Below are 10,900 nucleotides of genomic sequence, written 5' to 3'. Positions count from 1 at the left end.
CAAGGTAGCGGCCACCTCGGACATCATCTCCGGTGGCCGCATCCAGATGGGCATCGGCGGCGGCTGGTACGAACATGAGTGGCGCGCTTACGGTTACGGTTTTCCGGCCGCCGGTGTGCGGCTGGGCCGGCTGGATGAAGGCGTGCAGATCATGCGTGACGCCTGGCGCGACGGCAAGGTCAGCTTCCAGGGCAAGCACTATCAGGTCGACGGCGCCATCGTCGCCCCGAAGCCATTGCAGGACAACGGCATTCCGTTGTGGATAGCCGGTGGCGGCGAGAAGGTGACGTTGCGCATCGCCGCCCAGTACGCGCAGTACACGAACTTCACGCCGGAGCCGGAAGCGTTCGCCCACAAGTCGGAGGTGCTGGCACAGCATTGCAGCAAGCTGGGCACCGACTTCGACGCCATCGTGCGCTCGGCAAACCTCACCGTCGTCGCCGGCACCTCGGAGGCTGACGTCAAAGACCGGCAGCAACGGGTGCGCGACCGACTGGTCGGCTATGTGCCTGAGGCGGTGGCGGATTCGATGGCCGGCGGCATTCCGGATGCGGCCGCGGGAACGCCGGAACAGGTGATCGAGCGGCTGGCCCAGCTCCGCGATCTGGGCTGTGAGTACGCGATCTGTTACTTCCCGGAGGCGGCATACGACCGCTCCGGCATCGAGTTGTTCGAACGCGAAGTGATTCCCGCCTTGGGCTAAGCCCGCCTCGACCGTCGCAATAATTTGCAGTCCCTATGAGCTGCGGAGATCCGATCCGGGCGAAGGGCGCGGAGAGTTACGATCTGGCTCCCGCGCCGGCCGTCGGGAGGCTGGCCGTAAGCCAGAGGTGATTCAGATGAGCGATTCGCCGGAGTCGGTGGTGCGCAATTTCCTTGCCGCATGGGCACATCCCAACTTGGACGAACTGGTCAGCTTCTTCAGCGACGACGCCGTCTTCATCGACGGCCCGCGGGGAGTGCACCACGGTGTCGACGCCATCAGGTCCGAGCTTGACGAAGAGATCGCCATGGGCTTCGGAGGCGCGAAGATCGACATCAACTCGCTGGTGGCCCAGGGCGGAACCGTGATGCTGGAAGGTGTTGAGAACTACCGCATCGGCGGCCAGCCCTTCACCCTGGAGGTGATGGGAGCGTTCGACGTCAACGCCGACGGGCTAATCAGGCGGTGGCGTTACTCCTACGACCTGAAGTCGATCACCGACCAACTCGAAACCGCCGGGCTCAAAGTCCCGGACGCGGTCTGATCGCCATCAGATATCGGTAGTGACGTATCTGAGCTTGACCGGAGGCGCGGCGAGCAGGGGAGGCAGCTCAGTTATTTTTCCCTCGCCGGCACGAAATCTGCGGTAGGCCTCGTCGTGCTCGACCGTCTCCCAGAGTTCGTAGATGAGCCAGTGTGCCTCGTCGTCCTCGTCGACGAGCACGTCGGTGCGGAGGTTCCCGTCGAACGCCCGGGTGTCTTGGAGCGCGCGGCCCATGACATTGCGCGCCGCAGACAACGCGTCAGGCTTCAGTCTGAGTTCTAGTGTCACCGTGATCGGCATAGGTCAAGATATCCCGCGCCGGTCGCGGAGCATGGCCCGGACCGTCAGCGAGAACGTGATTTCCACTTTGATGGAACGCTGTTGTACCTTTTGGGGAGTCGATTATTTTGTTGGCGGCTGTGAAGGATCGCTGGAGGATCGCTTGATGCAGAAGGCACTCGCCCCCGAAATTTCAACCTGGCCCGACGAGAACCCGCAGCTGATCGGTAGTCGCTGCGGGGACTGCGGCGCCACCGCCTTCCCGGTGCAGCAGTGGTGTCCGCGTTGCAGCGGCGGACAGATGAGTGATGTGTTGCTGCCGCGTCGCGGAACCGTCGTGGCTTGGACAACCCAGGGTTTCCCGCCCGGAGCCCCGTACGCCGGCCCGACCGGAAAGGACTTCGTGCCGTTCGGCATCGGCCTGATCCAGCTCGGTGACGTCATCCGTGTCGAAGGCCGGCTGACCGAGAACGACCCGGCCAAGCTGCAGTTCGGCCAGGAGGTCGAGCTCACCATGGTGCCGTTCACCACCGACAGCGACGGCAACGAGATCGTCACCTTCGCGTTCCAGGCCGTCTGAGAGGGAGCCAGCGATGACAAACGACGTTGCGATCATCGGCGTGGGCCTGCATCCGTTTGGCAGGTTCGAGAAGACCGCGATGCAGATGGGCGCCGAGGCCATCCAGTCGGCGCTGACCGATGCCGGCGTCGGGTGGAAGGACATCCAGTTCGGCTTCGGCGGCAGCCATGAGGTGTCCAACCCCGACGCGGTGACCCGCCTGGTCGGGCTGACCGGCATCACGTTCACCAACGTCTTCAACGCCTGCGCCACGGCGGCCAGCGCCATTCAGCAGACCGCTGACACCATACGGTTGGGCAAGTACGACATCGGCATCGCGATCGGCCTGGACAAGCACCCGCGCGGCGCGTTCACCGACGACCCCGCCAAGCTCGCGTTGCCGCAGTGGTATGCGCAGAACGGGCAATTCGTCACCACCAAGTTCTTCGGCATGAAGGCCAACAAGTACCTGCACGACCACAACATCTCCCAGGCCACGTTGGCCAAGGTGGCCGCGAAAAACTTCCGCAACGGCGCGCTGAACCCGAACGCTTTCCGCCGCAAGGCGATTCCCGAGGAAGAGATCCTCAACTCGGCAGTGCTCAACTACCCCCTGACGCAGTACATGTTCTGCGCGCCCGACGAGGGCGCCGCCGCCGTGGTCATGTGCCGCGCCGACATCGCGCACAAGTACACCGATAAGCCGGTGTACGTGCGGGCCTGCGAGATCCGCACCCGCCGGTACGGCGCCTACGAGGTGCACGCCACCTTCGCCCCGCTCGACGAGGACGTCTCGCCGACGGTGTACGCCGCCAAGGCGGCCTACGAGGCGGCGGGCATCGGTCCCGAGGACGTCGACGTGGCCCAGCTGCAGGACACCGACGCGGGTAACGAGGTCATCCACATGGCCGAGACGGGTCTGTGCGCCGACGGCGAGCAGGAGAAGCTGGTTGCCGACGGCGCCACCGAGATCCACGGCTCGATGCCGGTCAACACCGACGGCGGGCTGATCGCCAACGGCGAGCCGATCGGGGCGTCGGGCCTGCGCCAGATGCACGAGCTGGTGCGACAGCTGCGTGGGGAGGCCGGCGAGCGTCAGGTGCCCGGCAACCCGCGCGTCGGCCTGGCGCAGGTTTACGGCGCACCGGGCACCGCGTCGGCGACGATCCTGTCGCTGTAGATCGCTGGCGAGCAGACGCAGAATCGCACTCACGCGGGGCTTTTCGTGCGATTCTGCGTCTGCTCGCGGTTAAATGGCCGGGCCCAGCAGGTCGTCGGCGTCGCGGATGATGTAGCCGTAACCCTGCTCGGCCAAGAACCGCTGACGGTGCGCGGCGTACTCGGCATCCAAGCTGTCACGGGCGACCACGGAATAGAAGATGGCGCCACCGCCGTCGGCCTTCGGCCGCAGCAGCCTGCCCAGCCGCTGCGCCTCTTCCTGTCGCGACCCGAAGGTTCCCGAAACCTGCACCGCCACAGATGCTTCCGGCAAGTCGATGGAGAAGTTAGCCACTTTGGACACCACCAGTCTGGAGATCTCGCCGCGGCGGAAGGCGTCGAACAGGGCTTCGCGCTCCTTGGTCCGGGTTGAGCCCTGGATCACCGGAGCGTCCAGTTCCGCGCCGAGCTCGTCGAGCTGATCCAGATAGGCGCCGATCACCAGGGTCTGCTCGCCGGGATGTTTTGCCAGAATCGACTTGACCACAGCGATTTTGGTGTGCACCGTCGAGCACAGCTTGTAACGCTCTTCGGGCTCAGCGGTGGCGTACATCATCCGCTCGTTGTCGGTCATAGTGACGCGGACTTCGACGCACTCCGCGGGCGCGATCCAGCCTTGCGCCTCGATGTCTTTCCACGGTGCGTCGTACCGCTTGGGGCCGATCAGGGAGAACACGTCGCCCTCACGGCCGTCTTCGCGGATCAACGTGGCGGTCAGGCCCAGCCGCCGCTTGGATTGCAGATCGGCGGTCATCCGGAACACCGGCGCCGGCAGCAGATGCACCTCGTCGTAGATGATCAGTCCCCAGTCGCGGCTGTCGAATAGTTCCAGATGGCGGTATTCGCCCTTGTTGCGCCGGGTGATCATTTGGTACGTCGAGATGGTGACGGGCCTGATTTCCTTGCGCTCGCCGGAGTATTCGCCGATCTCCTCCTCGGTGAGCGAGGTGCGCGCGATCAGCTCGCGTTTCCATTGCCGGGCGGCCACGATATTGGTGACCAGGATCAGCGTCGTCGCACTGGCTTTCGCCATCGCGGCCGCACCGACCAGCGTCTTGCCGGCGCCGCACGGAAGAACCACAACCCCCGAGCCGCCCGACCAGAACGAGTCGGTCGCCAGCTGCTGGTAGTCGCGTAGGTGCCAGCCGTCCTCATGCAGGCTGATCGGATGCGCCTCTCCGTCGACGTATCCGGCGAGATCCTCTGCGGGCCAACCGATTTTGAGCAGCAGCTGCTTGACTCGGCCGCGCTCGCTGGGATGCACGATGACGGTGTCGTCGTCGATGCGCGCGCCCAGCATCGGGGCGATCTTCTTGTTGCGCAACACTTCCTCGAGCACCGCGCGATCCAGGCTCACCAGCGTCAGGCCGTGAGCGGGGCTCTTCACCAGTTGCAGACGGCCGTAGCGCGCCATGGTATCGACGATGTCGACCAGCAGCGGCTGAGGCACCGCGTAGCGCGAGAACGACACCAGCGCGTCGACGACCTGCTCGGCGTCGTGGCCGGCGGCGCGGGCGTTCCACAGGGCCAGCGGCGTGATGCGGTAGGTGTGCACGTGTTCGGGTGCGCGCTCGAGTTCGGCGAACGGCGCTATCGCGGCGCGTGCCGCGCCGGCCAGCTCGTGGTCGACTTCGAGCAGCACCGTCTTATCGGACTGCACGATCAACGGGCCGTCAGTCAAGCGCCGCTCCTCCTCACCCGTTTTGTCGCTGCGCGCCATATAGTCGCCGGCGCGCGGTCATCTCACCATTATTCAGTCGTCGACCGACATCACCGACGTGATGCGGTGGATGGCGAAGTCGCGCAGCCGCCCGGACGCCGAATCGAAGGCCGCCAGCTGGCCACCCTTGATGACGATCGGTGATATCACCCGCTGGGTGGCCACGCCCGCCGCGTCGAGGTAGCCGATCAGCACCGTTTCCTGGTTTCTCGCGGCGCGCTGCAACAGCGACATCGCGACGGCCGGATCGAGGCGGATACTGCCGAACGGTGCGGCGGTCACCTTGCGCAGTACCGCGACGACGGCGTTGAGCGTGTCGATGCCGGGCCGGGGTGGCGGACGGTACGACCGGCGGTGCGGCGGCGTGTGCACTCGGGCCCCGCGCGGCCGGACGTCGACGACGGCGCCGGTGGAATCTTCGGCGGCCGGGGCGAAACCTGCGCTGCGCAACACGGCCAGCACCTCGGCCAGCGGTGCGGGGGAGACCGCCACCGTCGGAGCCAGCGCACGCAGTTGTAACTCCGCCGCGGCGGGTGCGGCCACCGCCTGGGCTAGCAGCGCCGGATCTTCGCACCGCACAAACGACGTGGCCATGCCGGCGCGAAGCTGCCCGTGGCGACGCGCTACATCGTCGATGAGGTAGGTGAGTCCTTGCGGCACAGGCGTTTTGGAATGGTTCGCGAAAAGCGCGTGCATCCAGTCGCGTGTCTTGCCGATGTCGAGGGCATGCCGGATCGTCTGTTCGCTGACCCGGTACACCATGGCCGTGCCGGCTGATTCGACGGTCGCGATCGTGGCCAGTTCGTCGGCGAGGTTGCGTTGCAGCGGCCCGGGCACCACGACGGTCAGGTCGGCCTGCACCAGGAAGTGGTCGATCGGTTTGGGCATCGCCCGCGTCATGGCGTCGACCGCGGGTCCGGGATCGCCCGCCTCGTCCAGCAGCGCGCGACCGGGTGCGCTGATCGCCCCTCGTCCAACTAGACCCATCGCGTGGGCTTCGGCCAGCAGGTCGGCGACGGGTGCCGGCTGCAGTCGCCTGGCCCAGCGCGGCCGGTGCCAGATCAGGGCCGCCGACGCCGTCGTGGTGTCGACTCCGGCGCCGGCGGGCAGCCCGGCGAGCATGCTCAACAACAGCCGGCGATCCAGCGGAGCCGCGGTCGAGTACAGCGCATGTGACAGGGCGCCATACGGTTTGGCATCCGGACCGCGGCTGCCGATCAACGCCGGCCGGCCCGGCAGGTCGAGCCAGCTGCTGGCGAGTAGGTGCCAGCGCTCGGCAGGAGACATCGCGGTGAACCGATCGGCGGCCACCGTCGGCGCCCAATACGGTGCCTCGCCGTGGGCCGGGACCGGATCGGGCATGCCGCTGGCGATCAGTCCGGCCGAGGACGCGACCTCGAGGATCAGGCCCAGCCGCGGCTCGTCGATCCGGGTCGTCTTGGCCAGTCGCTTGACTTCGCGAATTCCCAGTCCGCCGCTGCGCAACTCGGAAACCGGTGCGGCGGAAAGGTTCTCAAGTAGCACGTCGAGCTCACGCAGCAGGTCGATGATGGCTCCGGCGGCCGTGGCGTCGACGTCGTCGGGGGTGGTGGTCGAAACCACCGGATCGGGTGCGGTCAGCTGCGTCGGGCCGGGGTGCTCGCCGCGCAGCACCTGACCGACATGGCGGGGCAGGATCACCGTCTCGGCGTCGACCCGTCGCAACAGGCCCATCGCCAGTAGCTTGGGCACCGGCCGGTCCGGCGGGGCGCCGGGCGCGGCGTCGCGGGTACGTCCCATCGGGGATCCCTCGAGCAATTTCTCCAGCACTTCGGTCTGGGCTTCGTCGAGCCCGGCAATCAGATCCGCGATCTGTTCGCTGGTCTGCGAGTTGTCCTCGAGCGTGACCTGGCCCGGGTACCAGGGCAACCCGGTACCGGCGTCACCGGCCACACGAACGGCGGCTCCACCCCAAACCAGCGCGCGTTGCCTGAGGTCATCCAGGGCCTCGTTGACCTCGGTTTCCGGGGCGCGTTCGCCGATCAGCGCCAGCAGCTTGGCGGTCGGCACCGGTGTGCTATCGGCGTGCAGCACCACTAATGCGTCCAGCACCGCCAGCCGCAGGAAGTCGAGTTCGTCGGTGGCGGCCTTGATCGACTGCCGGGCTTGAGCACGCGCGGCCAGCGCGGCAATGCTGCCGGGCGGCGGCTGGGCCAGGTCTGGGCGTAGTTCCAAGAGCCGGATCAGCCGTTCGTCGGGCAATTCGGCCAGCCAGGACCCCAGCGGGATGTGCGGGGTGTTGTCGGTCATCGCTGACCAGCGTAATTCAGCCGGCCGACCCCGATATCCGGCAACTAACCGGTCCGGACTCAAACTGGCCCGCCACGGCCGCGTCGACACCGCGCTGATGTGCGCCGTGCAAACCCTGCGGTCACTGGACGGCGGGCTGCGGCTGGCTACAGCGCAACCCCTAATCTGAGCACGCGAAACTAGCTGGGCTGCAAGACAACTTACTTCGCAAGGCCTTTTGTCGGCTGCTACCGAGTAGCCGCCCCGTTCTAGGGAAGCGCACATCAAACGCAGATCTTCATCTTCCCCCCGACTGGCTGGCAGCCGGCGCAGTAGCCACGCGAAAGGCGGCCGGCACATGCGTCGTGCCAGGGCATGGACGGCGCCGCTGCAGATCAAGCGGCGCCCCCAACCCGTGAGCTTGCGAACATGCGCCGCGCGCGCTTGCGGAACCTGTCAGAATGATCCCCGTGGCTGACAAAACCAGGTATGTGGATAACGGGTGGCCGACGACCGACCCGGACGACCATGCGGTTAGTGAGCTCGTGACTGACCGCACGGGTGCTTCGTCACCCTACGGCGAGGTGGTGTTTCCGGTGCCCGCCAACGACTTGCCCTACATCCACCCGGTCACCGTCGCCAACTGGTAGGTCGCGGGATGCCCAGGGCATCTAAGGCGACCCGTGGCAAGCTCTCGCACGTCGATGAGCGGGGGGCTGCGCACATGGTCGACGTCACCGAGAAGGGAGCCACCCGGCGCACCGCCGTCGCTGCTGGCGCGCTGCGTACCTCGGCGAGCGTGCTGGCGCTGATCTCCACCGGTGGGCTACCCAAGGGCGATGCGCTGGCTACCGCGCGGATAGCGGGCATTCTGGCGGCCAAACGCACCAGCGACCTGATCCCGCTGTGCCATCAGCTGGCACTGACCGGCGTCGAGGTCGCCTTCACCGTGGGCGAGTCGGACATCGAGATCACCGCGACGGTGCACAGCACCGACCGCACCGGTGTGGAGATGGAGGCGCTGACCGCGGTCAGCGTGGCCGCGCTGACCCTCTACGACATGATCAAGGCGGTTGACCCGGGCGCTCGCATCGACGACGTTCGAGTGCTCCGCAAGGAGGGCGGCCGAAGCGGAACGTGGATACGGTGATGAGCGACCGAACGGCACGAATCATCATTGCCTCGACCCGCGCGTCCAGCGGTGTCTATACCGACAAATGTGGTCCCATCATCGCTGAATGGCTTGGGCAGCATGGGTTTTCGTCTGTGGAGCCGCAGGTTGTGGCCGACGGGAATCCGGTCGGGGAGGCGCTGAACACCGCGCTGGACGACGGAGTGGACCTGATCATCACCTCCGGGGGCACCGGGATCTCGCCCACCGACAGCACCCCGGACCAGACTGTGGCGGTGCTGGACTACATGATCCCCGGGCTGGCTGACGCGATCCGCCGCGCCGGCCTGCCGAAGGTGCCGACGTCTGTGCTGTCGCGCGGAGTGTGCGGAGTGGCCGGCCGGACCCTGATCGTCAACCTGCCGGGTTCACCGGGCGGGGTGCGCGACGGGCTGGGTGTGCTCGACGATGTGTTGGACCACGCGCTCGGACAACTCGCGGGCGAAGACCACACGCGATGACGCTGGTCCTGCGCGCCACCCTGACCGACCAGCCGATCTCGCTGGCCGAGCATGAGGAGCTGGTGAGCCATCAGTCGGCCGGCGCCATCGTCGGGTTCGACGGAATGGTCCGCGACCACGACGGAGGCCGCGGGGTGACCAGGCTGGAATACTCGGCGCACCCGTCGGCGGCGCAGGTCCTTGCCGAGGCGGTGACCGAAGTCGCCGAGCAGTCCAGCGGGGTGCGCGCCATTGCGGCCAGCCACCGCATCGGCGCCCTGCAAATCGGCGACGCAGCCCTGGTGGTCGCAGTCGCTGCCGACCATCGACACGCGGCGTTCGCCACATGCGCCCAACTGGTGGACACCATTAAGGCGCGGCTGCCGGTGTGGAAACACCAGTTCTTCGATGACGGAACCGAAGAATGGGTGAACTCGGCCTAGGCCGTGCGGAGCGTCAGACGACGGGCGCCTGAGCGAGCGCGTCCAGCGCGTCGTTGCCCTGCACGCCCTGCGTCTTGATCGCCTGCCACAGCTGCCGCGTGAAGCCGACGGTCTCGGCCTCCTTTGGCGCACTGGGAGGCGGCGGCGGGACGTCAGCCGGGGGCGGCACGTCGGCCGGAGGCGCGGGCGCCACGGCGTCAGCCGGAGGCGGCACGTCAGCCGGAGGCGGCACGTCGGCCGGGGGCGGCACGTCGGCGGGAGGCGCGGGCGCCACGGCGTCCGGCGGAGGCGCGGGCTGGTCGTCGGCGGCCAGCTGCACCGGCGGCGCGGGCGGCGGTGGGGGAGCGTCTGGCAGCGGAGGTGCAGGCGGAGGCGGCGGCGCGTCCGGGGGCGGCGGGGGCGGTGGGGCCAGCGGGGCCGGCTCGCCGTTGACCCCAGGCGCGTCCAGCGGCGCGTTCAGCCCCACCTCGGTGGTGGGAAGAACTTCGCGCGGGGTCGGGCCCGACAGGCCGTGACCACACACGGGCCAGGCGCCGCGGCCCTGGGTCGCCAGCACGCGCTCAGCGATCGCGATCTGCTGTTCCCGGGTGGCCAGCTGCGCTGACGGGGCGTACTGGGTTCCGCCGTGCGAGGCCCAGGTGCCTTGTGTAAATTGCAGGCCGCCGTGGTACCCGTTGCCGGTGTTGATCGCCCAGTTTCCGCCGGACTCGCAGCTGGCTACCACGTCCCATTCCCGGTCGGTGGCTGCGCCCGCCTGGCTGGCCATGGCGATGCTGCCGCCACCCAGGACTGCGCCCGTGAAGGCGATTTTGGCGACGCTGACGCCCGAGCTAGCGGGCTTTCTGTGACGTCCGCTCATAGGACGGTAGATCCTCTCTCTTCGCGCCTGCGAGGTCAGCTGTCGGGTTCGGGTTGGAGAGGCCACCCGGCCCGCGACGTATCCCGAGGGACACAGCGCAGGCTTCACCCCAAGGAGCCGCAAAAGTTAACGGCCCCAATCCGATCGCGGTGGACCGGTGGGTCCCCCGCCTCCATCCACGGTCGGTATCCCCCGCCTATTGGATGGAGCTCGGCGCGATAGGGAGGGAGGAACGCCACGGGTTAGCTTGGCGAGCCTCCGCAGACGCTAGCGGTTTCTGTCGGCCCCGTCACTTTTTACGAAACCCGGCCTTTTCCCCTGAGACATCTGATAAATCGCCAGGAACGCACGAGATTTGCGCAGGTCACTATCGACCGAAATCGGAGCGTGTCCGCGCCGTTATCGTTCCGTTACGTGACGCATCTCACATTTTCATCCGCCGGCGAATGGCGGAAGGACATCGATCGTGTCACCGGAGCGCAACGCTGTGGTCTCGTCGCGAACCGCGATTCCGTCGCACAGGTATGAGCATCGGCTCAGCACCGTCGCCAGCCGCGCACCCCGGGCGGCCAGGCCGTCGACCAACTCGGCGACCGTGGCGCCCGGCGGTAGCGTCACGGTCTCCGACTCGGCGCCGGCGGCGGCCTGCGCGGCAGCGAAGAACCGGACGGTCACCTGAATTCCGGTATCAGGCAA

General features: G+C 67.3%; 13 protein-coding genes and 1 riboswitch. Of the genes, 8 read left to right on the top strand and 5 right to left on the bottom strand.

The genetic code is table 11. The annotated features are described in order from the left end of the window. Both VML93_RS13165 and VML93_RS13160 read left to right on the top strand, forming a co-directional pair. Positions 1-703, top strand: a 703-nt coding sequence (locus VML93_RS13165) for an LLM class flavin-dependent oxidoreductase (RefSeq protein WP_325611190.1), incomplete at its 5' end; no start/stop codon positions are given. A gap of 136 nt (positions 704-839) precedes the next feature. Next, a complete protein-coding gene (locus VML93_RS13160) occupies positions 840-1,247 on the top strand; it encodes a nuclear transport factor 2 family protein (protein ID WP_325611189.1) in 408 nt (135 codons plus the stop codon). A gap of 6 nt (positions 1,248-1,253) precedes the next feature. Here the strand turns inward: VML93_RS13160 and VML93_RS13155 are convergent, their stop codons facing one another. Beyond that, a complete protein-coding gene (locus tag VML93_RS13155; protein WP_325611187.1) occupies positions 1,254-1,547 on the bottom strand; it encodes a putative quinol monooxygenase in 294 nt (97 codons plus the stop codon). 145 nt (positions 1,548-1,692) lie between these two features. Between VML93_RS13155 and VML93_RS13150 the strand changes: the two genes are divergently transcribed. Both VML93_RS13150 and VML93_RS13145 read left to right on the top strand, forming a co-directional pair. Continuing rightward, entirely contained in the window at positions 1,693-2,106 is a 414-nt protein-coding gene (locus VML93_RS13150; RefSeq protein WP_325611186.1) for a Zn-ribbon domain-containing OB-fold protein, read from the top strand. A 13-nt stretch (positions 2,107-2,119) separates the two neighbouring features. Continuing rightward, on the top strand, positions 2,120-3,265 hold the full coding sequence (locus tag VML93_RS13145; protein WP_325611184.1) for a thiolase family protein: 1,146 nt from the start codon (positions 2,120-2,122) through the stop codon (positions 3,263-3,265). A gap of 69 nt (positions 3,266-3,334) precedes the next feature. On the opposite strand, the gene VML93_RS13140 is transcribed toward VML93_RS13145, so the two are convergent. After that, positions 3,335-4,984 carry a DNA repair helicase XPB gene (locus VML93_RS13140; protein ID WP_325611182.1) on the bottom strand — a complete coding sequence of 550 codons (1,650 nt, stop codon included), beginning with the start codon at positions 4,982-4,984 and terminating at the stop codon, positions 3,335-3,337. A 72-nt stretch (positions 4,985-5,056) separates the two neighbouring features. Further along, complete coding sequence (locus VML93_RS13135) at positions 5,057-7,312, bottom strand: helicase-associated domain-containing protein (RefSeq protein WP_325611180.1); 2,256 nt, start codon at positions 7,310-7,312, stop codon at positions 5,057-5,059. Positions 7,313-7,752: 440 nt separating this feature from the next. Between VML93_RS13135 and VML93_RS13130 the strand changes: the two genes are divergently transcribed. Genes VML93_RS13130 through VML93_RS13115 form a run of 4 tightly spaced genes read left to right on the top strand, consistent with a single transcriptional unit; the run spans position 7,753 to position 9,345 of the window. Next, entirely contained in the window at positions 7,753-7,941 is a 189-nt protein-coding gene (locus VML93_RS13130; RefSeq protein WP_325611178.1) for a hypothetical protein, read from the top strand. Positions 7,942-7,949: 8 nt separating this feature from the next. Next, positions 7,950-8,441 (top strand): cyclic pyranopterin monophosphate synthase MoaC, encoded by a 492-nt coding sequence (gene moaC, locus VML93_RS13125; protein ID WP_325611177.1) that lies wholly within the window; start codon positions 7,950-7,952, stop codon positions 8,439-8,441. Further along, a complete protein-coding gene (locus VML93_RS13120) occupies positions 8,441-8,923 on the top strand; it encodes a MogA/MoaB family molybdenum cofactor biosynthesis protein (RefSeq protein WP_325611175.1) in 483 nt (160 codons plus the stop codon). Before moaC ends, VML93_RS13120 begins: the two co-directional genes overlap by 1 nt. Next, positions 8,920-9,345: a molybdenum cofactor biosynthesis protein MoaE gene (locus tag VML93_RS13115; RefSeq protein ID WP_325611173.1), complete on the top strand. Its 426-nt coding sequence runs from the start codon at positions 8,920-8,922 to the stop codon at positions 9,343-9,345. The genes VML93_RS13120 and VML93_RS13115 overlap by 4 nt, the downstream gene beginning before the upstream one ends. A gap of 13 nt (positions 9,346-9,358) precedes the next feature. Here the strand turns inward: VML93_RS13115 and VML93_RS13110 are convergent, their stop codons facing one another. Beyond that, positions 9,359-10,204: a transglycosylase family protein gene (locus tag VML93_RS13110; protein WP_325611171.1), complete on the bottom strand. Its 846-nt coding sequence runs from the start codon at positions 10,202-10,204 to the stop codon at positions 9,359-9,361. A gap of 8 nt (positions 10,205-10,212) precedes the next feature. Continuing rightward, positions 10,213-10,430, bottom strand: a riboswitch (cyclic di-AMP (ydaO/yuaA leader). A 206-nt stretch (positions 10,431-10,636) separates the two neighbouring features. Further along, the gene (locus VML93_RS13105) at positions 10,637-10,900 is read right to left on the bottom strand and encodes a MoaD/ThiS family protein (RefSeq protein WP_325611170.1); all 264 of its coding nucleotides are present in this window, start codon (positions 10,898-10,900) and stop codon (positions 10,637-10,639) included.

It is taken from the genome of Mycobacterium sp., from assembly GCF_035499775.1.
In the GTDB taxonomy this organism is placed as follows: domain Bacteria; phylum Actinomycetota; class Actinomycetes; order Mycobacteriales; family Mycobacteriaceae; genus Mycobacterium.
The sequence above is the reverse complement of the archived record's forward strand: the minus strand, read 5'-3'. Positions and strand labels throughout refer to the sequence as shown.

Excerpts from the sequence above, each read along its gene's own strand:
- VML93_RS13160 (WP_325611189.1), top strand. The coding sequence starts at position 840 with ATGAGCGATTCGCCGGAGTCGGTGGTGCGCAATTTCCTTGCCGCATGG.
- VML93_RS13155 (WP_325611187.1), bottom strand. The coding sequence starts at position 1,547 with ATGCCGATCACGGTGACACTAGAACTCAGACTGAAGCCTGACGCGTTG.
- VML93_RS13150 (WP_325611186.1), top strand. The coding sequence starts at position 1,693 with ATGCAGAAGGCACTCGCCCCCGAAATTTCAACCTGGCCCGACGAGAAC.
- VML93_RS13145 (WP_325611184.1), top strand. The coding sequence starts at position 2,120 with ATGACAAACGACGTTGCGATCATCGGCGTGGGCCTGCATCCGTTTGGC.
- VML93_RS13135 (WP_325611180.1), bottom strand. The coding sequence starts at position 7,312 with ATGACCGACAACACCCCGCACATCCCGCTGGGGTCCTGGCTGGCCGAA.
- VML93_RS13130 (WP_325611178.1), top strand. The coding sequence starts at position 7,753 with ATGATCCCCGTGGCTGACAAAACCAGGTATGTGGATAACGGGTGGCCG.
- moaC (WP_325611177.1), top strand. The coding sequence starts at position 7,950 with ATGCCCAGGGCATCTAAGGCGACCCGTGGCAAGCTCTCGCACGTCGAT.
- VML93_RS13120 (WP_325611175.1), top strand. The coding sequence starts at position 8,441 with ATGAGCGACCGAACGGCACGAATCATCATTGCCTCGACCCGCGCGTCC.
- VML93_RS13115 (WP_325611173.1), top strand. The coding sequence starts at position 8,920 with ATGACGCTGGTCCTGCGCGCCACCCTGACCGACCAGCCGATCTCGCTG.
- VML93_RS13110 (WP_325611171.1), bottom strand. The coding sequence starts at position 10,204 with ATGAGCGGACGTCACAGAAAGCCCGCTAGCTCGGGCGTCAGCGTCGCC.